This is a genomic window from Arthrobacter liuii (genome assembly GCF_014639275.1).
Taxonomy (GTDB): domain Bacteria; phylum Actinomycetota; class Actinomycetes; order Actinomycetales; family Micrococcaceae; genus Arthrobacter; species Arthrobacter liuii.
The window spans coordinates 176,901-200,967 of sequence record NZ_BMFW01000005.1 but is presented as its reverse complement, the minus strand read 5'-3'; the positions used below and the strand labels follow the sequence as shown (position 1 = coordinate 200,967).

Annotated in this window: 20 protein-coding genes and 1 tRNA gene; 13 read left to right on the top strand and 8 right to left on the bottom strand. The window is 66.9% G+C overall.

Annotated features, from left to right (window positions below):
• Nucleotides 1–78: 78 nt before the first annotated feature.
• The 8 genes from bcp (at nucleotide 79) to IEW19_RS08465 (ending at nucleotide 10,127) form a co-directional block, all read left to right on the top strand.
• Complete coding sequence (gene bcp / locus IEW19_RS08500; RefSeq protein ID WP_188571215.1) at nucleotides 79–552, top strand: thioredoxin-dependent thiol peroxidase; 474 nt, start codon at nucleotides 79–81, stop codon at nucleotides 550–552.
• Nucleotides 553–649: 97 nt separating this feature from the next.
• Nucleotides 650–731: transfer RNA gene (locus IEW19_RS08495), tRNA-Leu, on the top strand.
• Between the two features lie 232 nt (nucleotides 732–963).
• Nucleotides 964–1,656, top strand: coding sequence for a fasciclin domain-containing protein (locus IEW19_RS08490; protein ID WP_188571214.1), 693 nt, complete (start codon nucleotides 964–966; stop codon nucleotides 1,654–1,656).
• 158 nt (nucleotides 1,657–1,814) lie between these two features.
• On the top strand, nucleotides 1,815–3,482 hold the full coding sequence (locus tag IEW19_RS08485; RefSeq protein WP_229748385.1) for an ABC transporter substrate-binding protein: 1,668 nt from the start codon (nucleotides 1,815–1,817) through the stop codon (nucleotides 3,480–3,482).
• Nucleotides 3,483–3,561: 79 nt separating this feature from the next.
• The gene (locus IEW19_RS08480; protein ID WP_188571213.1) at nucleotides 3,562–5,064 is read left to right on the top strand and encodes a malate:quinone oxidoreductase; all 1,503 of its coding nucleotides are present in this window, start codon (nucleotides 3,562–3,564) and stop codon (nucleotides 5,062–5,064) included.
• Nucleotides 5,065–5,130: 66 nt separating this feature from the next.
• Nucleotides 5,131–8,361 (top strand): efflux RND transporter permease subunit, encoded by a 3,231-nt coding sequence (locus IEW19_RS08475; RefSeq protein ID WP_188571212.1) that lies wholly within the window; start codon nucleotides 5,131–5,133, stop codon nucleotides 8,359–8,361.
• Between the two features lie 195 nt (nucleotides 8,362–8,556).
• On the top strand, nucleotides 8,557–9,666 hold the full coding sequence (locus IEW19_RS08470; RefSeq protein WP_188571211.1) for an LLM class flavin-dependent oxidoreductase: 1,110 nt from the start codon (nucleotides 8,557–8,559) through the stop codon (nucleotides 9,664–9,666).
• The gene (locus IEW19_RS08465) at nucleotides 9,666–10,127 is read left to right on the top strand and encodes a MarR family winged helix-turn-helix transcriptional regulator (protein ID WP_188571210.1); all 462 of its coding nucleotides are present in this window, start codon (nucleotides 9,666–9,668) and stop codon (nucleotides 10,125–10,127) included. Before IEW19_RS08470 ends, IEW19_RS08465 begins: the two co-directional genes overlap by 1 nt.
• 11 nt (nucleotides 10,128–10,138) lie before the next feature.
• Here the strand turns inward: IEW19_RS08465 and IEW19_RS08460 are convergent, their stop codons facing one another.
• Both IEW19_RS08460 and IEW19_RS08455 read right to left on the bottom strand, forming a co-directional pair.
• On the bottom strand, nucleotides 10,139–10,945 hold the full coding sequence (locus IEW19_RS08460) for a transglutaminase-like domain-containing protein (protein WP_188571209.1): 807 nt from the start codon (nucleotides 10,943–10,945) through the stop codon (nucleotides 10,139–10,141).
• A 69-nt stretch (nucleotides 10,946–11,014) separates the two neighbouring features.
• Nucleotides 11,015–11,845 carry a hypothetical protein gene (locus IEW19_RS08455; RefSeq protein ID WP_188571208.1) on the bottom strand — a complete coding sequence of 277 codons (831 nt, stop codon included), beginning with the start codon at nucleotides 11,843–11,845 and terminating at the stop codon, nucleotides 11,015–11,017.
• 167 nt (nucleotides 11,846–12,012) lie between these two features.
• On the opposite strand from IEW19_RS08455, the gene IEW19_RS08450 reads away from it, so the two are divergent.
• Nucleotides 12,013–12,675, top strand: coding sequence for a DUF1684 domain-containing protein (locus IEW19_RS08450; RefSeq protein WP_188571207.1), 663 nt, complete (start codon nucleotides 12,013–12,015; stop codon nucleotides 12,673–12,675).
• Nucleotides 12,676–12,761: 86 nt separating this feature from the next.
• Nucleotides 12,762–13,250, top strand: a complete 489-nt coding sequence (locus tag IEW19_RS08445) for a GtrA family protein (RefSeq protein ID WP_188571206.1) — start codon at nucleotides 12,762–12,764, stop codon at nucleotides 13,248–13,250.
• A gap of 18 nt (nucleotides 13,251–13,268) precedes the next feature.
• Here IEW19_RS08445 and IEW19_RS08440 read toward each other — a convergent pair whose 3' ends face one another.
• Genes IEW19_RS08440 through IEW19_RS08420 form a run of 5 tightly spaced genes read right to left on the bottom strand, consistent with a single transcriptional unit; the run spans nucleotide 13,269 to nucleotide 19,181 of the window.
• On the bottom strand, nucleotides 13,269–14,435 hold the full coding sequence (locus IEW19_RS08440) for a cysteine desulfurase family protein (protein WP_188571205.1): 1,167 nt from the start codon (nucleotides 14,433–14,435) through the stop codon (nucleotides 13,269–13,271).
• 7 nt (nucleotides 14,436–14,442) lie between these two features.
• Nucleotides 14,443–15,360, bottom strand: a complete 918-nt coding sequence (gene nadC, locus IEW19_RS08435; protein ID WP_188571204.1) for a carboxylating nicotinate-nucleotide diphosphorylase — start codon at nucleotides 15,358–15,360, stop codon at nucleotides 14,443–14,445.
• Nucleotides 15,353–17,149 carry an L-aspartate oxidase gene (locus IEW19_RS08430; protein WP_188571203.1) on the bottom strand — a complete coding sequence of 599 codons (1,797 nt, stop codon included), beginning with the start codon at nucleotides 17,147–17,149 and terminating at the stop codon, nucleotides 15,353–15,355. The genes nadC and IEW19_RS08430 overlap by 8 nt, the downstream gene beginning before the upstream one ends.
• Nucleotides 17,149–18,453 carry a quinolinate synthase NadA gene (nadA, locus tag IEW19_RS08425; RefSeq protein WP_188571202.1) on the bottom strand — a complete coding sequence of 435 codons (1,305 nt, stop codon included), beginning with the start codon at nucleotides 18,451–18,453 and terminating at the stop codon, nucleotides 17,149–17,151. Before nadA ends, IEW19_RS08430 begins: the two co-directional genes overlap by 1 nt.
• The gene (locus IEW19_RS08420) at nucleotides 18,450–19,181 is read right to left on the bottom strand and encodes an NUDIX hydrolase (protein ID WP_188571201.1); all 732 of its coding nucleotides are present in this window, start codon (nucleotides 19,179–19,181) and stop codon (nucleotides 18,450–18,452) included. Before IEW19_RS08420 ends, nadA begins: the two co-directional genes overlap by 4 nt.
• A 268-nt stretch (nucleotides 19,182–19,449) precedes the next feature.
• Between IEW19_RS08420 and IEW19_RS08415 the strand changes: the two genes are divergently transcribed.
• The 3 genes from IEW19_RS08415 (at nucleotide 19,450) to IEW19_RS08405 (ending at nucleotide 22,465) form a co-directional block, all read left to right on the top strand.
• Nucleotides 19,450–20,844 (top strand): amino acid permease, encoded by a 1,395-nt coding sequence (locus IEW19_RS08415; RefSeq protein WP_229748383.1) that lies wholly within the window; start codon nucleotides 19,450–19,452, stop codon nucleotides 20,842–20,844.
• A 66-nt stretch (nucleotides 20,845–20,910) separates the two neighbouring features.
• Nucleotides 20,911–21,738: an alpha/beta fold hydrolase gene (locus tag IEW19_RS08410; protein WP_188571199.1), complete on the top strand. Its 828-nt coding sequence runs from the start codon at nucleotides 20,911–20,913 to the stop codon at nucleotides 21,736–21,738.
• A 79-nt stretch (nucleotides 21,739–21,817) separates the two neighbouring features.
• Nucleotides 21,818–22,465: a phosphoribosyltransferase gene (locus IEW19_RS08405; RefSeq protein ID WP_188571198.1), complete on the top strand. Its 648-nt coding sequence runs from the start codon at nucleotides 21,818–21,820 to the stop codon at nucleotides 22,463–22,465.
• A gap of 58 nt (nucleotides 22,466–22,523) precedes the next feature.
• On the opposite strand, the gene IEW19_RS08400 is transcribed toward IEW19_RS08405, so the two are convergent.
• Nucleotides 22,524–23,858 (bottom strand): MFS transporter, encoded by a 1,335-nt coding sequence (locus tag IEW19_RS08400; protein WP_188571197.1) that lies wholly within the window; start codon nucleotides 23,856–23,858, stop codon nucleotides 22,524–22,526.
• Between the last annotated feature and the right edge of the window lie 209 nt (nucleotides 23,859–24,067).

The following is a 24,067-nucleotide window of genomic DNA, read 5'->3' as shown; positions in this document are numbered from 1 at the left end:
TATAACCAAGTGCCGATTAGCACTCGCTCAACCGGCTTACTAGGCTGTTGTGTCCCGCCCGCGACAAGGAGAAAAACAATGGCTGAAAGACTCGTTACCGGCGACAAGGCACCTGCTTTCACCTTGCAGGATTCAACCGGCAAGGACGTCAGCCTGGCGCCCCGGCCCGGCCGCTCCACCATCGTCTACTTCTACCCGGCCGCCTCCACTCCAGGGTGCACCAAGGAAGCCTGTGATTTCAGGGACAGCCTTGCCTCACTCCAGGCCTCCGGCTACGACGTCCTGGGCATCTCGCCCGACCCCGTCGAAAAACTGGCAAAGTTCGCTGCCAAGGAGTCGCTGACGTTTCCGTTGCTTTCGGACGCGGACCACGCCGTGGCCGAGGCCTACGGCGCGTGGGGCGAGAAGAAGAATTACGGCAAGACGTACCAGGGCCTTATCCGCTCCACGATCGTGGTGGACCCGTCCGGCAACGTTTCCCTGGCCCAGTACAACGTCCGGGCCACCGGCCACGTAGCCAAACTGCGGCGGGACCTGGACCTGGACGCCTGACCGGGCCCGCGCGTTCCCGGGCACCCGCCCGGGGCAACGCTACAATGGACACTGGCATCCGGCGTCGAACGATTCAGCGTTCACGCCAGGAAGCCGCGCGCGAGTGGTGAAATTGGCAGACACGCAGGATTTAGGTTCCTGTGCCTTCGGGCGTGGGGGTTCAAGTCCCCCCTTGCGCACATGGCGAATCCCCCGGCTCCGGCCGGGGGATTCCTTCGTTAATCACCTGCAGTCGTGGTGCCGGAACGCTGCCACGAACAGAAAAACTCCATGGATCCACCCATCCGCTGCTGCCCACCGGCCGAATAGCCATTGAGACACCAGCCAAGCGCAGGTGCCTACCTCAAGGCAGACGGCACGCCCCGAACACAGAGTCCGGAGCGGCAGCCACACGATCCAAGGAGAATTGAAATGCAGACCCTCAAGCGCACCACTTTCACCGTCGCAGGCGTTGCAGCGGCCGCTCTGCTCAGCCTCACCGCCTGTGGCGGTTCGGGCAGCACCTCCGGCTCCTCGGCGTCCTCGGCGCCGATGGCCTCCTCGCCCAGCTCCAGCATGGCGTCGCCGTCCGCGAGCGCCTCGGCCAGTTCCTCGGCAGGCAAAATGGCCCCGGCGGCAAACCTGGTTGGCCCAGGCTGCGCCGCCTACGCCAAGCAGGTTCCCACCGGTGCCGGCTCGGTGGAGGGCATGGCCCTGGACCCGGTGGCCGTCGCCGCGTCCAACAACCCCATCCTCACCACCCTCACCGCGGCGGTTTCCGGCAAGCTGAACCCCAAGGTCAACCTGGTTGACACCCTCAACGGCGGCGAATTCACCGTCTTCGCGCCGGTGGACGACGCCTTCAAGAAGATCGACCCCGCCACGATCGAGACCCTGAAGACGGACGATGCGCTGTTGAGCAAGATCCTGACCTACCACGTGGTTCCGGGCCAGATCACCCCCGACAAGATCGCCGGCACGCACGCCACGGTCCAGGGTGGTTCGGTGACTGTGACCGGCAGCGGCGACAACCTTAAGGTGGACAACGCCAATGTCATCTGTGGCGGCGTCAAGACCAAGAACGCAACCGTCTACCTGGTCGATTCGGTCCTCATGCCCAAGTAGGTCCTCCAGGGCCCCGACAGGGCCGGGTCAGCTGGCAGCCAGCGGACCCGGCCCTGTCACGTGAAGCTCAAACCTGGGACCGGCTCCAGGTCCTGTCCTCTAGACTGGACCCCGGCCCGCAAGCGGCGGATCCGGCAGCATCCAGAGGTGATAAACGAGTGCCCAGCAGTACATCGCGGCGGACGGTCATCAAGGCCGGCGCCGTCATCATGGCGCTGGGCTTGACGTCGTGCACGGGCATGCCGTCCCCCTCCCCCACATCCGGCCCGCCCAGTTCCCCGCCGGCGGAGCCCGCTGCCACCTTCAATTTCGGCACCGCCGCCCAGCCCCTGGGACTGGACCCGGCGCTGTCCAACGACGTTGAGTCCCAGAGAATCACCCGGCAGATCCTGGAAGGCCTGGTGGGTGTGGACCAGACCACCGGCAAGCCCACCCCGCTGCTGGCCACCGAATGGAACGAGTCCAACGAAGGCCGGACCTACACCTTCAAGCTCCGCACCGGGGTCACATTCCAGGACGGCACCCCCTTCAACGCCGACGCCGTCTGCACGAATTTCAACCGTTGGTTCGCTTTTTCCCCCGAGTTGCGGAAGCAGGCACCGGGCAGCTCCTTCAAGGGCGTGTTCAAGGCGCACTCGGACGAGCCCGGGTTGTCCATCTTCAAGAGCTGCACCGCGCTGGGCGCCGACTCGGTACAGATCGACCTCACCCAGCGCTTCACGGCGTTCCTCCAGGCGCTGACCCTCCCGGCCTTCGCCATCGCGTCCCCTGCAGCCCTTGCCTCAGGAAAGGCCGACGTCCTGGATCAGAACCGTGGCGGCCAGGCGATGTCCGCGTTCGCCACGAACCCCGTCGGAACCGGGCCCTTCACCCTGGCGGCCTGGGACGGCGACAACGTCACCTTGTCCAGCAACAAGGCCTACTGGGGTGACCGCGGCCAGATCGCCACGATCAACTTCCTGGCCTACAACCACCCGCAGATCCGGCTCCAGGCCCTGCTGGACGGCAAGATCGACGGCTACGACGCGGTGACCGTGGGGAATTTCGACCAGCTGGTGAAACGGGGCAAGCAGATCGTGCAACGCGACCCGTTCTCGGTGATGTACGTGGGCATGAACCAGGACGTCCCCGTGCTCCAGAACCAGAAGATCCGGCAGGCGGTGGAGCTCGCTATCGACAAGGAAACCCTGATCCGCAAGTTCTTCATCGACAACACCGCCAAGGCCACCCAGTTTGTCCCGCCCAAGATCAGCGGCTTCAACAACGACGCGCCCGCACTGGGGCATGATCCTGCGAAGGCCAAGGATTACCTCAAGGAGGGTGGCTACGCGGGCGAGGAACTGAAGTTCTACTACCCCCTGAACGTCACGCGGCCCTACCTGCCCACGCCCGAGAAGGTTTACGCAGAGCTCAGCCGCCAACTCACCGCCGTCGGCTTCAACATCCGGCCCGTGCCGGTTGACTGGTCGGACGGCTATCTCCAGAAGGTCCAGTCCACCGGGGACCACGCACTCCACATCCTCGGCTGGAACGGCTCCTACTCCGATGCTGACAACTTTGTGGGCCCGCTGTTCGGGGAGAAGAACGGCGAGTTCGGGTACCAGGATCCGCAGGTGTTCTCGAAGATCAACCGGGCACGGGGACTGCCGGACGGCAAGGAGCGTGATGAGCTTTATCACACCATCAATACCCAGATCGCCGCGACCGTGCCGGCGGTTCCCGTCGCCTTCCCCATCTCCGCGCTTGCCCTTTCAGACCGCGTGCTGAGCTACCCGGCATCACCGGTCTTAAACGAAGTTTTCACGAAGGTCCAGCTAAAGCCTTGACGGGCCGGGCCAATTTCAGTATGAGGGCCGCGCGGGGATATTCTGTGACAGCCAGAGCCGCTGCAATCGGAGACTGATCGTGACCTTCATTTCCAAGACCCCACACGCCGACGTTGTCCTGATCGGCGGCGGCATCATGAGCGCCACGCTGGGGGCATTCCTCAAGCAGTTGGAGCCGGACTGGACCATCTCCCTGTTCGAACGGCTGGACCAGCCGGGGCTCGAAAGTTCCGATCCCTGGAACAACGCAGGAACGGGCCACGCCGCCCTCTGCGAACTCAACTACTCCCCCGCAGCCAAGGACGGCACGGTCAATCCCGCCAAGGCGCTGGTCATCAACGAACAGTTCCAGCTGTCCCGCCAGTTCTGGTCCCACCTGGTGGACAACAACCTGATTGGCACGCCCAAGGGCTTCATTAACACCGTCCCGCACATGAGCTTCGTGATCGGCGAGGACCACACCCGGTTCCTGAAGACCCGGTACGAGGCACTGAAGCCGCACCCCCTGTTCCGGAGCATGGAATACTCCGAGGACCACGCCCAGATCGCCAAGTGGGCGCCCCTGATCGTCAAGGGGCGCGACCCCAAGCAGCGCATTGCCGCCACCCGCGCCGCCGAGGGCACCGACGTCGACTTCGGCGCACTGACCCGGGAGCTGACCACCTACCTCGGGAACAACGGCGTCGAAATCAACTACCGCCACGACGTCACCGGAATTTCCCGCGCGTCCGACGGCGGCTGGGACCTTACGCTGAAGTACCCCCGGTCCGGGGAACACGGCAAGATCCACGCCAAGTTCGTCTTTGTCGGCGCCGGCGGCGGGGCCCTGCACCTGCTGCAGGCCTCCGGCATCCCCGAAAGCAAGGGCTACGGCGGCTTCCCGGTGTCGGGCCAGTTCTTCCGTTGCACTGACGAGGCCATCGCCGCCCAGCACAGCGCCAAGGTCTACGGCCAGGCCTCCGTGGGCGCTCCCCCGATGTCCGTCCCGCACCTGGACACCCGTTACGTCAACGGGAAGCGTTCGCTCCTGTTCGGACCCTACGCAGGCTTCTCCACCAACTTCCTGAAGAACGGCTCCTACCTGGACCTGCCCCTCTCCATCCGCCCGGGCAACATCATCCCGATGCTCGCCGTGGCCAAGGACAACATGGACCTCACCGCCTACCTGGTCAAGGAAGTTGTCAAGAAGCACGGCCAGAAGGTCGAGGCGCTGCGCGAGTACTACCCCGAGGCAAAGGGCGGGGACTGGGAACTCATCACCGCCGGCCAGCGTGTACAGATCATCAAGAAAGACCCGCAAAAGGGCGGCATCCTCCAGTTCGGAACCGAAGTGATCGCCGGCCGGGACGGCTCCATCGGCGCGCTCCTGGGCGCTTCGCCCGGAGCCTCTACCGCTGTTCCCATCATGATCGAACTGCTCCAGAAGACGTTCCCCAAGAACTTCAAGGGCTGGCAGTCCAAGCTCAAGGACATGATGCCCGGCTACGGGGTCAAGCTGGATGAGAGTCCGGACCTTGCCGCGGAGCTGGAGCGCGCCACGGCCAAGTCCCTCCAGCTGGAGAGCGTTTCCGCCAGCCACTGACCCTGCGGGGCCAGCGGCTGGCACCCCAGGGCATTACCAGTCACTTAGACCCCCAGGAGACCACCCATGTTCCGGTTGGCGCACTTATCCCTGGCGAACAGGGCCCTGATCGCGCTGATCACCGTCTTCGCCTCGGTCTTCGGCGTGATCACCATGTCATCGCTGAAGCAGGAGCTCATTCCTTCCATTGAGTTCCCGCAGATCACGGTGCTCACCGCCATGCCTGGCGCGTCGCCCGAAGTGGTGGACAAGCAGGTCAGCGGTCCGCTGGAGAAGGCGCTGAATGGCGTGGAGGGGCTGGAATCCACGTCGTCCACGTCGCGGACCGGGGTCTCCCAGATCACCATGGTGTTCACCTACGGATCGAACCTGGACCGGGCCAGGAACCAGATCGACCGGGCCATCTCCAACGCCAAGCGGACCCTGCCCAGCGACGTCCAGCCGCAGGCCATCGCCGGAAGCATCAGCGATTTCCCCATCGTGTTCCTCGCAGTGTCCTCGGACAAGCCGCTCAGCGACCTGAACGCCGACCTTCAGCGCCTGAGCGTGCCCCGGCTGCAGAAGCTCGACGGCGTCCGCAGCGCCGATGTGACCGGCGGCGCCTCCCAGCACATCGAGATCCTTCCCCGGACAGACGCCATGGCGGCCGCGGGAGTGAGCCTCTCGGCAATCAAGGACGCCCTGTCCAACAACGGCGCCCTGGTCCCGGCCGGAACACTGCAGGACCAGGGCAAGACCCTCTCGCTGCAGATCGGCAGCCCGGTCGACTCCCTCGACGCCATAAAGGCGCTGCCGCTGGCAGGCGCCAAAAACGCAGCCACCATTGGTTCGGTGGCCGACGTCTCGCTCAAGGATGACGAACGCACCTCCATCACCCGCACCAACGGGGCCGAGACGCTGGCCATCTCCGTGACCAAAAAACCTGAGGGCGACACGGTGGCCATCTCGCACGCCGTGCGGGACTCCCTGAACGACCTCCAGGCGGAGCTGGGCTCGAACGCAAAGTTCACCCCCGTCTTCGACCAGGCGCCGTTCATTGAAAAGTCCATCAAGGACCTCACCACGGAAGGCCTGCTGGGGCTGGGGTTTGCGGTAGCCGTCATCCTGCTCTTCCTGATGTCCGCCCGTTCCACGCTGGTCACTGCGGTGTCGATTCCGCTGTCCCTGCTGATCACGTTCATCGGCCTGTCAGCCACCGGCTACTCGCTGAACATCCTGACGCTCGGCGCGCTCACCATCGCGATCGGGCGGGTGGTGGACGACTCCATCGTTGTCATCGAAAACATCAAGCGGCACCTCAGTTACGGCGAGGAAAAGTCGACGGCGATCCTCACCGCCATCAGGGAGGTGGCCGGCGCCATTACCGCCTCCACCCTGACCACGGTGGCGGTGTTCCTGCCCATCGCCTTCGTGGGTGAACTGGCCGGTGAACTGTTCCGGCCGTTCGCCCTGACCGTCACCATGGCGCTGCTGGCATCGCTGCTGGTGTCCCTCACCATCGTCCCGGTGCTCGCCTACTGGTTCCTCAAGAACCCGAAGGACGCACCGGGCGGGGCGCCTGCAGGCTCTTCGGAGGCGCAACGCATGGCCGGCGAGGCCAAGGCGAAGGCCCACGACGCCGAGCAGCGCAGCCGCCTGCAGCGCGGCTACCTTCCCATCCTCCGGTCCACGCAGAAACATCCCGTCATTACCCTGGTGGCCGCCGTCCTGGTGCTCGGCGCGACCGGCGCCATGACACCGCTGCTGGCCACGAACCTCCTGGGGAACTCGGGGCAGAACAGCCTGACCGTGAAACAGGTGCTGCCGGCCGGGACCAGCTTGGCGGACACCAGTGCCGCCGCCATCCGCCTCGAAGAGGTGCTGCGCGGCATCGACGGCATCAAGGACGTCCAGGTGACCTCCGGCAACGCCCAGGCCGGCTTCGCCGCGCTCACCTCCACCGGATCCTCCAACTCCACCTTCACGGTGGTTACGGATGAAAAAGCCAACCAGGAACGGCTCCAGGACACCGTGCGCTCGGAGCTCGCGAAGGTCCCTGATTCCGGCAAGGTCTCTGTGGGCACCCAGCAGGGCGGCTTCGGCACCTCATCCACCGTGGACATCACCCTGAAGGCTGCCACCAGTGCCGACCTGCAGGCCGCCAGCGACACCATGGTGGCCGCAATGGCGGGCGTGCCCGGCACCAGCGAAGTGGCCAGCAACCTGGCCGCCAGCCAGCCCGTGGTGCAGGTCAAGGTGGACAGGGCCAAGGCCGTAGCCGCCGGACTGAACGAGCAGCAGGTGGCCGGGGTCCTGGCGTCCACCATCAGCCCCATCCCTGCCGGCACTGTCCGCATCGACACCAACGATTTCCCCGTCCGTATCGGCCAGGGCACCAAGTTCACCAGCATCGACGCCGTCCGGAACATCCCGCTGCCGGCGGGCGGCCGGCCGGTGACGCTGGGAAGCATCGCCACCGTGGAGCTGGTGGACACCCCCGTCTCAATCACCGCCAGCAACGGTGAGCGCACCGCCAAGGTGTCCATCACGCCGTCGGGCTCCAACCTGGGCGCAGTGAACACCGAAGTCCAGAAGCGCCTGGCCGATGTCCAGTTGCCGCCCGGGGTCACCGCCACCATCGGCGGCGCCACGACCCAGCAGGCCGAATCCTTCCGGCAGTTGGGGCTGGCGCTGCTGGCCGCCATCGCCATCGTGTACGTGATCATGGTGGCCACGTTCAAGTCCCTCGTCCAGCCGTTGATCCTGCTGGTGTCGGTTCCCTTCGCGGCAACCGGCGCCGTGGCCCTGCTGCTGCTCACCGGAGTGCCACTGGGCCTGCCGTCGCTCATTGGCATGCTGATGCTGGTGGGCATCGTGGTCACCAACGCGATCGTGCTGATCGACCTGATCAACCAGTACCGGCAGCCGCGCGACGGCCGCCCCGGCATGAACGTGGCAGACGCCATCACCAACGGCGCACGCCAGCGCCTCCGGCCCATCCTGATGACCGCGCTTGCCACGGTCTTTGCCCTGACCCCCATGGCACTGGGGCTTACCGGCGGCGGCGGCTTCATCTCGCAGCCGCTGGCCGTGGTGGTGATCGGCGGGCTGGTGTCCTCCACCGCGCTGACCCTGATCCTCGTTCCGGTGCTGTACCGGCTGGTGGAGGGACGCCGCGAGAAGAAGGCGCTGCTGCGGGACATGCAGGCGCGCCCGCGGACCGGTCCGGGCTCCGACATCGACGCCGAGTTCAGGGACTGGACCACCGGCCAGGTGCCTAAGGTCAGCGGCCGGCGCGCCGCTCCCGGCGCCGAATAAGGCACTGCTCCCCCGCGATGCCCCGCACCACTGCATGGTGCGGGCATCGCTGCGTCCGGGGCCGGTCCCGCGCTGGCCAGGGCGTGGGAATAACCCGGACACCTGGGTGTTGAAGGTAGCATTAGATGCAAATGCATCTAATTTGGTCTACACTGGAAACCAAGCCCAGCAAGTCCAGGAACGGAAAGGCACATCATGCAGATCGGTGTATTCAGCGTCAGCGACATCACCACGGACCCGACCACCGGCCGTACTCCCACCGAACATGAGCGCATCAAGGCCTCGGTGGCCATCGCCAAAAAGGTCGAGGAAATCGGCATGGATGTCTACGCCATCGGCGAGCACCACAACCGGCCTTTCTTCTCCTCCTCCCCCACCACCACCCTGGCCTACATCGCCGCCCAGACCGAACGCATCATCCTCTCCACGGCCACCACGCTGATCACCACCAATGACCCGGTGAAGATCGCCGAGGACTTCGCCATGCTCCAGCACCTGGCCGACGGCCGCGTGGACCTGGTCCTTGGTCGCGGCAACACCGCCCCCGTGTACCCGTGGTTCGGCAAGAACATCCAGGACGGCGTGGAGCTGGCCATCGAGAACTACAGCCTCCTGCGCAAGCTGTGGGACGAGGACACCGTGAACTGGTCCGGCAAGTTCCGCACCCCTCTGCAGAACTTCACCTCCACCCCCCGCCCGCTGGACGGTGTCGCCCCCTTCGTGTGGCACGGCTCCATCCGCACCCCCCAAATCGCCGAGGTGGCCGCGTACTTCGGTGACGGCTTCTTTGCCAACAACATCTTCTGGCCCAAGGAGCACTACCAGCAGCTGATCGGCCTCTACCGCGAACGGTACGAGCACTACGGCCACGGCACTGCGGACCAGGCAGTCGTTGGACTCGGTGGCCAGTTCTTCATGCGGAAGAACTCCCAGGAAGCGGTAAAGGAGTTCCGCCCCTACTTCGACAACGCCCCTGTCTACGGCCACGGGCCGTCCCTGGAGGACTTCACCTCACAGACCCCGCTGACCGTGGGCAGCCCCCAGGAAGTCATCGAAAAGACCCTGACCTTCCGCGAGCACTTCGGGGACTACCAGCGCCAGCTGTTCCTGATTGACCACGCGGGCCTGCCGCTGAAGACCGTGCTTGAGCAGCTGGACCTGTTTGGCGAGGAAGTCCTGCCGGTCCTTCGCAAGGAGTACGCGGCCCTCAAGCCCGCGCACGTTCCGGAGCCGCCCACCCACGCCGGCCGCGTGGCCGCCCTGCTGGCGTCACAGCAGGCCGAAAACGCCGCCTCGGAGGCGTGATGGCCGCGCGAGGATCGGAATCGCCGGTGCGGCTGGCTGCCGAAACCTGGGAGTCGCTGTTCCGGGCCCAGGTTGCCGTGATGCGGAAGCTGCAGTCCGGGCCGGCATTCCGGAAGCTGGCCGTGAATGAATACGACGTCCTCTTCACGCTCTCCCGCTGCCCGTCCGGCTGGCTCCGGCTCAACGAGCTCAACGACAACGTCCTGTTGAGCCAGTCCAGCCTCAGCAGGCTGGTGGAGCGGCTGGAAAAGCGGGGGCTCGTGGCCCGGATGCCGGCACCCCAGGACGGCCGCGGCGTGCTGTTAAAGCTGACGGACGAAGGGCGGGAGCTGCAGAAGGAGATTGGCCGCGAGCACGTACGGGATATCTCGGCCCTGGTGGGACCGGCACTGACCGCTGCGGAGCAAAAGGAACTGATGCGGCTCACTGACAAGCTGAGGAACTCGCTGGGTAAGCGTTAACCCAGCCGGAATCAGCCCAGCTGCACCAGCCGGGAGGAATCCTCGCGGGGCAGGTCCCCGTTGACTACTGCGGTAACGCGCAGCTGGTTCAGCACCAGGCTTCCGCCCACCGTGGAGAGGAACGCCGTGTCCGACGAATCCCGGCCGGCAGTGATGCGCAGCATCGACTCCCGCGGGGCGAGCCCTGTGGGGTCGATGACGTGCCAGGCTCCTTCCACGTAGGCTTCCGCCACGGCGTGGAAATCCATGGGGCTCAGGCCGGGGGCGTAGACAGCCGCCAGGCGGGCGGGGATGTCCTTGGACCGGAGCAGGGCGATGGCCAGGTGCGCGAAGTCCCGGCAGACGCCCCGCCTGCTGAGCAGGGTCTCCACGGCGCCGTCCGTGCCCCGGGAGGAGCCGCTGATGTAGCGCAGCTCGCCGTTGACCCAGTTGCGGACGGCGTGGACCAGGTCCGCGCCCTGGACCCCCTCGAACTCGGCGTAGGCCGTGGGCAGCAGCCGGTCCGACTCGGCATACCGGCTGGGACGTACGTAGCGGATCCGCTCGGCAAGGCCGGCGTCTTCCGGCACTGCCCGTCCGGCCACAGTGGCCGCATATTCCACGGTGACGTCAGTGGGCTCGGCGAACTCCATGTAGTGGAACCGGCCGCCATGGTGGTCGGAAACCTCCGTGAGTGGGACCTCCGCTTCGCCGGCCATGACGGACAGGGATTCCCCAAAGGATGAGTAGCCGCTGTTCCTCGCTACGGCGATGGCCATGGCTACCTTGGTATTGGCGATGGTCCTGAAGGCCAGGCGTGCGGAAACAGAGCGTTCCATGTCTCTCCGGGGATGTTGGGGTGGACGGAAGTCGCGTACCCCGGCACCTGGTGAGTGCGGGCAGCGGGACTAGTTTTTGACCTTTAGCGACATTAGCATCCGCTGCACGTTGGCGAAGTCAGGGCTCTCCCTGACGTACTGGGCCGCCTGGCCAAGCGTGTCGAACGCCTTCGCCGGAGCGACCTTCTCATCGGGCGCAAAGGCCTTGAGGGCCACCAGGTCGCCGAACGAGTAGTCCCCCGTGCCCGCCGGACCACGCACTACGTTGCGCAGCTCGCACGCCTGCCCGTCCGTCCCGCCCACCAGGTTGGTGATGCCGTAGGAACCGAAATAGCGGTACCCCTGGATCACCCGGTAAACCATCCGCGGCGGGATGGTTCCGTCCCCGCCCTGCGCGGCCAGCTCAAACGGGACGCTGCTGATCACCGTGTACGGGTGCCGTGCACCTTCGGGGCAGTCAGCGGACGACGGCGGCAGACCTGTGCGGAGCGCGGCCACGAAGGTGCCGTCGGGCTTCTTCACGTCAACCTTGAGTCCGCCGGGCAGGGTACCTGCCTCTGGCGCTACCGACTGGGCGATCCAGTCCGCGGGCAGGTCGAAACTGACCGTCTTGGCGGGGTCGGAGAATGTCTTCCAGGAAGCCGCGGTGGCCACGCTTTGGGCTTCCGTGGAGGTCGCGGAGGCTGACTCCGGGGCAGAGCCTGAAGTGGCCGGAGAGGCTGCAGCGGTCCCGGACGTTGAGGAACCCGGTGTGGATGAACCCGTTGCCGTCCCGGATGGGGCAGGCTGGGCCGTCCAGCCAGGGCTGCCTGCCTGCGGCCCGGAACACCCCGCCAGCAGGACCGCGGCGGCCATCAGGGACACTCCGGGAACAATGCGCCATACTGCCTTGCCTCTCATGGGAGCCAGCCTAGCCGCGCCAGGCCCCCTGCACCGGCCGGGGAAGGGGTGTTTCGCACCCAAGGCAGGGCCCCTTAGCCAGCCCCTCAGCCAGCCCCCACCCGGCGCCCGCCCGGCGTGTCGCCGTCGGACGCTTCCCGCCCCGGCCTGCGACTAGGGTGGAGGTTATGGCGGAAGAGCAGCACGGCGCAGCCGAAGACAACCCCGCGGACATTTCCGCCCTGGACATCGCCGACTGGCGGCTGCGTACCTTTTCGCTTTACGCCCAAGTCCGCAGGATCTCTGCCGAAAGCCCGTCGGAAGCACACTCCTACTGGCGGCACCAGCGGGACCTGATGTTCGCCACCCACCCCGCGTCCGCGCTGACCGCGGCGGACAAGGCGCGCTTCTCCGGGCTGAAGACTGCCGACTACGATCCCATCTACCGATTCCACGTGCCCTTGACCAAGGAAGGCGCGGGCCGCGAAATGAGCGTGGACACCGGGACCGACGGCGTGGTCCACTTCGTGCGGCTGGGCACGTTCGACCTGCCCGAGATGGGGCAGCTCGGGGTCTGGAAGATCCACGGGTACGGCGGCGGCATCTTTGTCCCGTTCCGCGACGCCACGGCCGGACAGCCAGGCGGGAGCTACGGAGCCGGCCGGTACCTGCTGGACACCATCAAGGGCGCATTCCACGGCGTCAACGGCACCGGGCCCGGCGCCACGTTCGTCCTGGACTTCAACTTTGCCTACAACCCCTCCTGCGCCTACAACGAGGCGTGGGCATGCCCCCTGCCGGGGCCCTCCAACCGGCTGGCAGTGGACATCCCCGTGGGCGAGCTGTACTGACGTATGGCGGGTCTTCGCAGCTGCCCCGTGCACATCCCGTTCCTGTCCCCTGCCCACGGTGCTGAGCGTGCTGCCGGTGCCACCGCGTGAGGGAGGGACCGTCCGCACCCGCAGTGCCAGAGACCACTGCCCGTCGCTTTCCCGCTACCAGGCACTACCGGGGAGTCCTGCGCTTTCCGGTCATCAGGCAGCTGCTCCGTTTCTCCGGCGTCGGTGTTATCTGCACGGCGGCGTCGCTGGGGCTTTACGCGCTGCTCCGGCCGTGGCTTGGTGCCCAGCTGGCCAACGCGGTGGCGCTGGTCCTCACGTCCCTGTTGAACACGGCCCTGAACCGCCGGCTGACTTTCAAGATCGCGGGCCAGCAACGCCGCACGCGTGACCACCTCAACGGCCTGGTGGTGATCGCGGTGGCGCTGGTGATCACCGGCAGCAGCCTGGGCGTGCTGCACTGGTTCAATCCCCGCGCCACGGTGGGGGACGAACTGATGGCCACCACGCTGTCCGGCTTCCTGGCCACAGCCGTGCGCTTCAGCATGCTGCGGCACTGGATCTTCCGCCGCGCGCGCCACCGCTAGGGGTCTACCGGGGCCCGGCTAACGGTCCTGGCCCGCGCCCAGGCTTTTGATACTGGCGACGGCGGCACGGACGGCAGCCGCCGCAGCGTCCAGGTCCGCCTGCGCCACCGAGGCGTCGAAACTGAACCGGACCGCCGTCTGTGCCACCTCGGCGGAAATCCCCAAAGCGGTGAGCACGGTGGAGGGCTCATCCGAGCCGGCTGCGCAGGCCGAACCGCTGGAGCAGACCACGCCATGCCGTTCCAGCTCCAGGAGCACAGCCTCACCGCTGGTTCCAGGGAAACAGAATGATGCCACCGACGGCAGCCGTTCCCTGGCATGGCCGGTGAGCACGGCCTCCGGCACCCCCGCCAGCACCGCACCGATGAACCGGTCGCGCAGGGCGGCCACCCTTGCGTACTGCTCTGCCTGGCGGCCCTGCGCGAGCGTGAGGGCAGCGGCCAGGCCCACCGCCCCGGCAACGTTTTCCGTTCCCGACCGGCGGCCCCGCTCCTGGCCGCCGCCGTGGATGAGCGGTTCCAGCCGGACGCGGCTGCGGACGAACAGCATGCCGCAGCCCTTGGGCGCGCCCAGCTTGTGCCCGGAGATGCTCATGGCATCCACGCCCAGCGCCCTGGTGTCCAGTGGCAGCCAGCCGGCGGCCTGGACGGCGTCGGTGTGGAACAGGATGCCGCGGGCGTGGGCCATTTCCGCCAGTGCCGCGATGGGCTGGATAGTGCCCACCTCGTTGTTGGCGTACATGATGCTCACCAAGGCGGTCTCCGGACGCAGCACGTGGGCCAGGGCCGCCGGCGTGACGCGGCCGGTTGGATCGACGGGCACCACATCAACGGCAAAGCCGTGGAAGCGCTCCAGGTAGCGCGCGGACTCCTCCACGGCAGGGTGTTCGACGGCGCTGATCACCACGCGGTCCAGCTGCGGGTTCGCTGCCTGCCGGGCCAGGGCAATGCCCTTGACGGCCAGGTTGTCCGCTTCCGTTCCCCCTGACGTGAATACCACTTCCCCCGGCCGGCAACCAAGGACGCCGGCCACCGCCGAGCGCGCCGCCGCGAGCGCAGCGGCTGCCCCTTCACCGAGCGTGTGGTGGCTGGAGGGGTTACCAAATCCGCCCGTAAGGTAGGGCCACATGGCGTCCAGCACTTCACGGCGGACCGGGGTGGCGGCGGCGGCGTCAAGGAAGATCACGGCAGGCTCACGCGGCGGTCAGTTCGACGTCGAGGCCCAGGTCCAGGGCTGCCACGGTATGGGTGAGTGCGCCCACGGAGATGACGTCCACACCGGCGGCGGCGATGGCCGCGACCGTGCCCGCATTCACATTTCCGCTCGCTTCCACCCGGGCCCGTCCAGCCACCAGGGCCACCCCTGCCTTCAACTCCTCGACAGTGAAGTTGTCCAGCATGATGGTGTCCACTCCGGCGGCCAGCACCGGTTCGATCTGCTCCTTGCTGTCCACTTCCACTTCGAAGTGGGTGGTGTGCCCCAGCTGTGCCTTGGCGGCCAGCAGGAGCGCGGTGAGCTGTGCGGGGTCTCCGCCGGTCATCACGGCGAGGTGGTTGTCCTTGGCCAGGACGGCGTCGGAGAGGCTGTACCGGTGGTTGAAGCCGCCGCCGCACCGCACTGCAAAGCGTTCCAGGATGCGCAGGCCGGGGGTAGTTTTGCGCGTGTCCGTGATGCGGGCCCGCGTTCCCTCGGCAAGGCGCACGAATTCGGCTGTCTTCGTGGCGATGGCGGACATCCGCTGGACCAGGTTGAGGGCCACGCGTTCAGCCATCAGCACGGAGCGCGCGGTGCCGCTGACCCGCGCGAGGTGGGTGCCGGCGTCGAACGTGTCCCCGTCCGCCAGGAGCAGCTCCACGTGGGTGCCCGGGTCCACCAGCTGCATCGCATCGCGGAACACGGTGGCGCCGCTGAGGACACCGGGCACGCGGGCGTTCAGGACGGCAGTGGCCCGGGCATGGGCGGGAATGAGCAGCTGGGAGGTGATGTCCCCGGAGGGCGCGTCCTCGGCGAAGGCGCGTTCCAGGATCTCCCGGACGGGTGCCGGCGGAAGTGTGAGATCCAGTGCCGGGTGCAGGGGTGCTGCCTGGTCGATCACGGCGGGTTCAGTCACGGAGGAGGCTCGCTTTCGGGCGCGGAGGGTATGTGGTTTCGGTCTGCAGGGGTTCGTCACTGCGGTAGTGCGCCCCCAGCGATTCACGGCGGTTGAGGGCGGCAGTGACCAGCAGCTGCGCGGCGAGCAGAAGGTTCCGGTCCTCGCAGGCGACAGGGTCAGCAGCGCATTCCAGATCAGGACGGACGACGGCGGCCCAGGACTCAAGCGTCCGGCCAGCCTTGAGCAACAGCTCCCCAGTGCGCAGCACCCCGGCATTGGCAGTCATCAACCGCCGGAGCGCCTCCCGCGAAAACGGCTCCCCGGCCTCTCCTCCCCCGCCGAAGCTGGACGGCCAACTCCCCCCGGACCCGCCTTGCCAATCCGCCGCGCCTTCTAAAGCAGCAGGGACGGTGACGTGCGCACTTGCGTTTCGCGGCAGGGGTGCGGAAGCGAGCGTCAAGGGGAGGCCGCCCGCGGCCGAGACAGCGAGCGGAGCATCGCTGACGCGGGACGCGTCCCAGCTCGGCCCACGGGAGAGGAAGTCTTCAACGGCGCGGCGGCCGAAAACGAGCCCCTCAAGGAGGGAGTTGCTGGCCAGCCGGTTTGCCCCTTGGACCCCTGTGCACGCAACTTCACCGGCGGCATAGAGCCCGGGGACGGTGGTGCGGGCGGAGAGGTCGGTGGTGACGCCACCCATCCAGTAGTGGGCGGCGGGGGCGACGGGGACCAGTTCGCGGGTCCAGTCGATGCCGGCGTCGAGGGTCTTGCGGGTGAGGGTGGGGAACCGCCGGCGGAGGAAGCCGCCGCCCCTGGCCTGCTCGATTCCGCGTGCGTCGAGGTAGACGTGGCCGTTGGGGTCGCCGAGTTTGGCCAGGTGGAGTGCGATGCTGCGTGAGACGACGTCGCGGGGTGCCAGTTCGGCGTCGGGGTGGTACGCCTTCATGAAGCGCCGGCCATTGGAGTCCAGCAGGAGTGCGCCCTCGCCGCGGACCGCCTCGGAGATCAGCAGCGGTCGGTCCAGCCGGGCCGGGTGCGCGGTGGCGGAGCTGACCAGGCAGGTGGGGTGGAACTGGAAGAATTCGAGGTCCGCGGTGGCTGCCCCGGCGCGGACGGCGAGCGCCAGTCCGTCGGCGGTGGCCACGGCGGGGTTGGTAGTTTGGGCGAACAGCTGGCCGGCTCCCCCGCTGGCGAGCAGGACGGCGTCAGCGTCCAGGCTGGTCTGCCGTCCGTCCTGGAGGTACTCGACTCCTGCCACGCACCCTTCGCGGACCACCAGCGAGGTAACGTGCGCTTCGCTGAGCACGGTGAGCTTCCCCTCGTCCCGGCAGGCGAGGACGGCCTGGATCAGCGCGCCCGCGACGCGCGCCCCCGTGGCGTCGCCTCCGGCGTGCAGGATCCGCGGGGCACTGTGTGCCGCTTCAAGCCCAAGGGCCGGGCCGGCGTCGTGCGGTGCCCCAGCTTGGCCTGCGTCGGCCTGCCCTGAGCCCCCGGGCCCCGTATCGAAGGCGACCCCATAGCGCTGGAGGCCCGCGATGTCCCGCCGCGCCTCCGTGCACATCAGCCGGACCGCGGCCTCGTTGCAGTGGCCCGCGCCCGCCCGCAGGGTGTCGGCGACATGCGCGGCAACGGTGTCCCCGGGCGCTGGTTCGGCGAGTACGGCCGAGATGCCGCCCTGCGCGTACCAGGTGTTGCTGTGGTCCAGCGCGCCTTTGGTCAGCAGCGCCACGTCAGCGCCCGCATCGGCGGCGAGCAGCGCAGCGTAAAGGCCCGCGATGCCGCTTCCGACGACGGCGAGGCGTCGGGTCATCACGGCCTCGCAGCGAGCATGCGCTCGAGCGCCGTCCTGGCGTTGGCCTGCACATTGTCGTCCACGGTGATGCGGTTGACGACGCGGCCGGCCACCAGTTCTTCCAGCACCCACGCCACGTAGCCGGGGTGGATCCGGTACATGGTGGAGCAGGGGCAGATCACCGGGTCCAGGCAGAAGATGGTGTGCTGCGGGTACTCGGCGGCAAGCCGGTTGACCATGTTGATCTCGGTGCCGATGGCGAACGTGGTGGGCTCCGTGGCGGCTGCGATGGCCTTCCTGATGAAGTCGGTGGAGCCGGCGGAATCCGCGGCGTCCACCACTTCCATGGGGCACTCCGGGTGCACGATGACCTGGACACCGGGGAAGTCCGCACGGGCCTTCTCGATCTGGGCCACGTTGAAGCGCTTGTGCACGGAGCAGAACCCGTGCCAGAGGATGACGCGGGAGTCCAGGAGTGCTTGTTCGTCATTGCCGCCCAGATCCTTGCGCGGGTTCCACATGGGCATCTGCTCCAGGGGCACGCCCAGGGCCTTGGCGGTGTTGCGGCCAAGGTGCTGGTCGGGGAAGAACAGCACCCGCTGCCCCCGCTGGAACGCCCACTCCAGGACCGTCCTGGCGTTGGAGGACGTGCAGACGATGCCGCCGTTTTCGCCGCAGAACGCCTTCAGGGCTGCGGAGGAATTCATGTAGGTGACCGGGATGACCGGAACGCGGCCGTCGGCGTCGGGCTCGGTGCCGAAGATCCCGGCGAGCTGTTCCCAGCATTCCTCCACGGAGTCCGCGTCCGCCATGTCGGCCATGGAGCAGCCCGCCGCAAGGTTGGGCAGGATCACGGCCTGCTCAGGGGTGGAGAGGATGTCAGCGGTTTCGGCCATGAAGTGGACGCCGCAGAAGATGATCGCCTCGGCCTCCGGCCTGGTGAGCGCTGCGTTGGCCAGCTGGAAGGAGTCTCCCACGAAATCGGCGTACTGGATCACCTCGTCGCGCTGGTAGAAATGGCCCAGGATCACTGCCCGCCCGCCCAGGGCGGCCTTGGCGGCTTTGATCCGCTCCCCGAGTTCGGCGTCGCTGGCCAGCTTGTACTCCTCGGGCAGCTGGCCCTGGCGCGGCGTGGCGGCCGGCGCAGGATCCGCACTTGACGCACCCGGCCCGTAGGCGGGTACGCCGGCCAGCGCCTCGGCCAGGTCGTAGTCCCACGGGCCCCTGGCCAGCGCCGGGCTGCAGGTGCTGCGTTCAGCTGCTGCGCCTTTTTCGGCTTGTTCGCGCGTGATCAGCTGGATTGCCGTGTTGACGCTGCTCATGGTGTGCTCCTGTTGTCTGGGTCAAGGCCTGGCCGGCCGGTAAAGCGGTAGAGGCGTGGCGGGCGGTGTTTGCCGCCCTGGAGGTATTCCCCGGTTTCCTCGATCTCCGGAGTGGATTTGAGTTGCCGCCGGAAGTTGGCGGGATCCAACTGGCGGTCCAGGACGGCTTCATAGACTTCGCGGACCTGGGCCAGGGTGAAGTATTCGCCCAGGAGGTGGTACGCCACCGAGCCGTAGGCCAGCTTGTTGCGCAGGCGCCAGAGCGCATACTCAACGATTGCGTGGTGGTCGAAGGCCAGCTCACCCAGGCGGTCAGCCCGGAACCACCTGACGTTCTCGGACTCGTCAGCCAGGGCGGCCTCGGTGGGCTGGACCAGCGCCCAGTAGACGATGGAAACCACACGCTGCGTCGGTGAGCGGTGCAGGCCGCCGAAGGCGTACAGCTGCTCAAGGTAGCTGGGCGCCAGGCCAGTGGTTTCCCGCAGGTTCCTGGCCGCGGCGTCCTGAAGGGACTCGTCATGGCTGAGGGGTCCGCCCGGCAGCGCCCACAACCCCTTGAAAGGTTCCCTGATGCGGCGCACCAGGGGAAGCCAGATCGTGGGCCGGCCGGAGGTGGCGCTGGGCCGGAGGGCGAAAATCACCGTGGAAATGGCCAGCGACGGCGGCGCCGCCTGCCTCTCGGACACATTTGCCGAGCTGTAGTACACCGCCCCACCGCCTTCCCTCATCCTTGAGCCACCCGGCTTGTTCGTAGTTATGGTCAACTTGACCAAAACTAATTCTACGACCAGCCGCGCCGCATTGGGAAATGTTTCTGCCGACGTCCGTGACCGTCGCCTGGGCGGGCCAACGAGCAGCCGGGCGCGGTAGCCGGCGGTCCGGCTCCCCGCACCGTTTTTGGGCCCGTCCGGTATGCCGGTAAATTCGAGAGGTCCCACAAGGACTCCCGGAGACAACAGACCGGACCCGAACCAGCCCCCAGAAGGTGCATTGCCCATGACGACGAAGTCTGCCCCCACCACATCCGCACCACCGCTGCGCAAGGCTCCGGCCGTCCACAGCATGAAGCCGCGCCAGCTCACCATGATGGGGCTGGGCAGCGCCATCGGGGCGGGTCTGTTCCTGGGATCGGGCGCCGGCATCCAGGCAGCCGGCCTGGCGGTCCTCATTTCCTACCTCGTTGCCGGAACGCTGATCATCCTGGTGATGTGGGCCCTGGGCGAGATGGCGGCCGCAAATCCAAACAGCGGAGCTTTTTCCGTCTATGCGGAGCGGGCAATGGGCCGGACCGCCGGGGCCACCATCGGCTGGCTGTGGTGGCTGCAACTGGTGGTGGTGATCGCAGCCGAAGCACTCGGTGCAGCCGGATTGCTGTTCTCCGTCTGGCCGGTGGTCCCGGTCTGGGCGCTCGCGCTGCTGTTCATGCTGGTGTTCACCGGCATCAACCTGGCCGGGGTCCGGAATTTCGGTGAGTTCGAGTTCTGGTTCGCCATCCTCAAGGTGGCCGTCATCGTCCTGTTCCTTGCCGTTGGTGCCGCCCTGCTCCTGGGCCTTCTGCCCGGCGTCGAATCCCCCGGCGCGGAAAACCTCACCGCCAACTTTGCTCCCCAGGGCCTGGGCGGGGTTGCTGCCGCCCTGTTCGTGGTGATCTTCGCGTTCGGCGGAACGGAAATCGTCTCCGTGGCCGCAGCCGAAACCGAGGATCCTGAACGAAGTGTAGGCAAGGCCATCCGGACCGTGGTGTGGCGCATCCTGGTGTTCTACATCGGCTCCGTCTTTGTCATTGCCGCCGTCCTTCCCGCCACGTCCACAAGCCTTGCCTCGCCCTTCGCCGGGGTCCTGGACGCGGCCAGGATCCCCGGTGCCTCCACCGCCTTCACCCTTGTTGCCGTCGTCGCACTCCTCTCGGCCCTGAACGCCAACCTCTACGGCGCGTCGCGCATGGCCTACTCCCTGGCGCAACGGGGCGAGGCGCCGCGTTTCCTGACCCGCCTCAACGGCGCCGGTGTGCCCCTGCCCGCGGTGGCGGCATCGGTGGCTTTCGGCTTCATCGCCACGGTCCTGGAACTGTTGTTCCCGGACAGGATCCTTCCGGCGTTGTTCCAGCTGGTGGGATCCACCTGCCTGGTGGTCTGGGGCAGCGCCCTGGTCTCCCAGCTGATCCTGGGCCGACGGGCCGACCGAAACGGCGTCCCGCTCCCGCTGCGGATGAAGGGCTTTCCCGGACTGACCGTCCTGGGCCTGGTCCTGCTGGGGTTGATTTTCGCGGTCGGCTTCAGCGCGGAGGGAAGCCGCGTGCAGCTCTTGAGCACCTTCGCGCTGATCGCCGGGATCACGCTGGCGTGTGCCGCCGGGGCCCGGATTTCTGCCCGCTCCCGGCGGGTAGAGTAATTCCAAAGCACGACGCACCGAAGCGCCGGGTCAGCCCTGGCGCCGTACCTGATGAGGACCCACACCATGAGCGGCAGGCATACAGGACAGCAGCAGGCCCACACCGTCGAAGGCACCGACCCGCAGCTGTATGTGGCGGTCCATGACCCCGCGGACGACGCAGGCCTGCGGCCGGTCCTGTTGCTGCACGGCTTTTCCTCCTCCTCCAAGCTCAACTGGCAGGACACCGGCTGGGTGTCGGCCCTGCTCGATGCCGGCCGCAGGGTCATCACCGTGGACCTTCCTGGCCACGGCCGCAGCGGCGCGCCGGAGGACCGGGACTCCTACTCCCCCAGCAGGATCAGGGCGGACCTGCTCCAGGCGGCGTTCGACGCCGGCGCGCGCCCCCTCCAGGACGGGGAGCCTTCCAGCGGGCTGGACGTGGTGGGCTATTCGCTGGGATCGCGGCTCGCCTGGGAATTCGCCGCAACCCAGCCGGAACTGGTCCACCGCCTGGTGCTGGGGGGTCCCAACGACTCGGACCCCCTGGCCGCGTTCGACCTGCCGGCCGCCCAGGACTACCTGGCAGACGGCACGCCGATCAGCGACGAGTCCACGGCCCAGCTCTTGAAGATGGCACTCCTGCTGCCGAGCAACAACATCTTCGCGCTGCTGTCCTTGGTGGAGGCCATCAAGGCGGAGCCCTACGACCCCGCTGAAGCAGTCCCGCATGTGCCGATGCTGCTGGTTGCCGGCGACAAGGACGAACGGGCCGCCACCCTGCCCAAGCTCGCCGAGTTGGCCCGCGGGGCCGGCTCCATGGCGGAACAGCTGGTCCTCCCGGGCCGGAACCACACCAACGCCATCACCAGCAGGGCCTTCAAGCAGGCAGCCATTTCGTTCCTGGCCGTCTGAGCGGCGTCTTGCCGCTGCCGGAATCGGGCCGGCACTACCAGCGGTACGCTGCGGGCAGGCCGCAGCGCCGGGAGGAAACATGGGTACGCGTTTCGAAGACCGAACGGAGGCAGGCCAGCGCCTGGCCGCCGCGCTGATCCAGTTCCAGGACAGGCCGGACTGCGTGGTCCTGGGCCTGGCGCGGGGAGGCATCCCCGTCGCGGCGGCCGCCGCAACGGTCCTTGGCCTGCCGCTTGGCACCGTCCTGGTGCGGAAGCTGGGGATTCCCGGGCACGAGGAAACCGCGTACGGCGCCCTGGCCTGGGCGAACGGCAGCACGGTCCGGCTGATCAATAAACCCCTGCTGAGGCGGCTACTCGAACACGGCGTGCGGCAGGAATTGCTGGCTGACGTGGAGGAGCGTGAACGCGCCGAGCTGCTCCGCCGGGCGCAACTGTACCCGGGAACCGCCGTTGACGTGGCGGGCAAGACTGTCATCCTGGTGGATGACGGACTGGCTACCGGTGCCACCATGCGTGCCGCCGTCGAAGCCGTGCGCGGAGGCGGCGCCGCTGCCGTTGTTGCCGCCGCTCCCGTGGGTTCCGTTGAAGCAGGAGCCTCGCTTGAGCGGGTTTGCGATGCCGTGGTCTGCCTGCACCTTCCGGGTAAGTTCCGGGCCGTGGGGAGCCACTACCGGCACTTTGGGCAGTTGAGCGACGAGGACGCAGTCGCGCTGCTGGCACGCTGACCGGACATGGACAACAGCAGGCCCGGACCATGCGGTCCGGGCCTGCTGTTGTTGTGGATCAGTGGTGGCTGCTGACGCCCAGCGGCCGGCCCTTGGTTTCCTTGGCCAGAACCACGCCGACAGCGGAGATCACGCAAAGGACCATGATGTAGATGCCAATCGAACCGGTCCATTTAGTGGACTGCAGCAGCGATTCGGCAATGGTTGCCGCGAAAGCCCCGCCCAGGATGGCACCGAAGGCGTAGCCGATGGAGATACCGGAGTACCTGACGTTGGCGGGGAACATCTCGGCGTACATGGCGGACATGGGGCCGTACGACAGGCCCAGGCCGATGGTCAGGACGAACAGGGCAACGCCGTAAAGCATGATGTCCTTGGTGTCGATCAGGGCAAACATGGGGATCATCCAGGCAAAGACGATGGCGTAGCCGAGCAGGAAGGTCTTGACGCGGCCAATGCGGTCAGACAGCCAGCCGCCAACCAGGGTGAAGATCAGCCAGCCAAAGGACGCCAGCGTCGTGGCCAGGAGAATCTGGGGAGTGGGCATCTTCAGGGTCTTGGTGGCGTAGGAGATGAAGAACGCAATCAGCAGGTAACCCGCCGCGTTGTTGCCGATGAAGATCAAGGTCGAATACAGGACGGGAAGCTTGTGGTTCCGGACCAGCTCACCCAGCGGCGCCTTGCTCTCCTCCTTGCGCAGGGCCATCTCCTGGAACACCGGGCTCTCGGCCACTGCGCGGCGGATCAGGTAGCCCACCACGATCAGGACGATGGAAAGGAGGAACGGCACCCGCCAGCCCCAGGCCGCGAAGTCTTCCTTGGACATGCTGGTATTGAGGAAGAACAGCAGGCCGGTGGCCAGGATCATGCCCACGGGGACACCGATCTGCGGGTAGGCGCCGAAGAGTCCGCGCCGGTTGATCGGCGCATGCTCCACGGCCATCAGGGCGGCACCGCCCCACTCACCGCCGGCCGAGAAGCCCTGGATGACCCGCAGGAGGATGAGGAGCACCGGGGCCCAGGCACCGATCTGCGCGTAGGTGGGCAGGACGCCGATCAATGCGGTCGCCGCACCCATCATCACCAGGGTGAAGACCAGCATGGCCTTCCGCCCCAGGCGGTCGCCCAGGTGTCCTGCGATCACTCCGCCCAGGGGACGGAACAGGAAGCTGATGCCGATGAGGGCAAAGGAGAGGATCTGCGCCAGGCCCGGGTTGGACTCATTCAGGGGTGCCAGGAACAGCGGGGACAGCAGCGTTGCGGTCAGCTGGGCAAAGATGAAGAAGTCATACCACTCGATGGTGGTGCCGACCAGGGTGCCGGCGAGGACCTTGCGTTCTTCCCTCCGGCTGCTGGGACCAGAAAGGGTGTCCACCTTGGAAGGTGTGGTCATTGAAACTCCATTGTTTATCGGGCGGCAGTGCCACCCGGACACCTTCAGGATTACCGACAGAACGGTCAGTTAGTTATTAGGGTACTACGGAAATTGTGATGCGGGACACGGAATGGGGATATTTGAGGCGATTCACACGGGAAGAAACGAGTTCTATATTTGAACTGTAAGTTCGTATACAGGACAATACCGTTTGCCCCGGAATGAGA

Coding starts and splice junctions, on each gene's coding strand:
- IEW19_RS08475 (WP_188571212.1), top strand. CDS start 5,131: ATGTTCCGGTTGGCGCACTTATCCCTGGCGAACAGGGCCCTGATCGCG.
- IEW19_RS08450 (WP_188571207.1), top strand. CDS start 12,013: ATGGCGGAAGAGCAGCACGGCGCAGCCGAAGACAACCCCGCGGACATT.
- IEW19_RS08410 (WP_188571199.1), top strand. CDS start 20,911: ATGAGCGGCAGGCATACAGGACAGCAGCAGGCCCACACCGTCGAAGGC.
- IEW19_RS08490 (WP_188571214.1), top strand. CDS start 964: ATGCAGACCCTCAAGCGCACCACTTTCACCGTCGCAGGCGTTGCAGCG.
- IEW19_RS08465 (WP_188571210.1), top strand. CDS start 9,666: ATGGCCGCGCGAGGATCGGAATCGCCGGTGCGGCTGGCTGCCGAAACC.
- IEW19_RS08420 (WP_188571201.1), bottom strand. CDS start 19,181: ATGAGGGAAGGCGGTGGGGCGGTGTACTACAGCTCGGCAAATGTGTCC.
- IEW19_RS08470 (WP_188571211.1), top strand. CDS start 8,557: ATGCAGATCGGTGTATTCAGCGTCAGCGACATCACCACGGACCCGACC.
- IEW19_RS08415 (WP_229748383.1), top strand. CDS start 19,450: ATGACGACGAAGTCTGCCCCCACCACATCCGCACCACCGCTGCGCAAG.
- nadA (WP_188571202.1), bottom strand. CDS start 18,453: ATGAGCAGCGTCAACACGGCAATCCAGCTGATCACGCGCGAACAAGCC.
- IEW19_RS08405 (WP_188571198.1), top strand. CDS start 21,818: ATGGGTACGCGTTTCGAAGACCGAACGGAGGCAGGCCAGCGCCTGGCC.
- IEW19_RS08430 (WP_188571203.1), bottom strand. CDS start 17,149: ATGACCCGACGCCTCGCCGTCGTCGGAAGCGGCATCGCGGGCCTTTAC.
- bcp (WP_188571215.1), top strand. CDS start 79: ATGGCTGAAAGACTCGTTACCGGCGACAAGGCACCTGCTTTCACCTTG.
- IEW19_RS08455 (WP_188571208.1), bottom strand. CDS start 11,845: ATGAGAGGCAAGGCAGTATGGCGCATTGTTCCCGGAGTGTCCCTGATG.
- IEW19_RS08460 (WP_188571209.1), bottom strand. CDS start 10,945: ATGGAACGCTCTGTTTCCGCACGCCTGGCCTTCAGGACCATCGCCAAT.
- IEW19_RS08400 (WP_188571197.1), bottom strand. CDS start 23,858: ATGACCACACCTTCCAAGGTGGACACCCTTTCTGGTCCCAGCAGCCGG.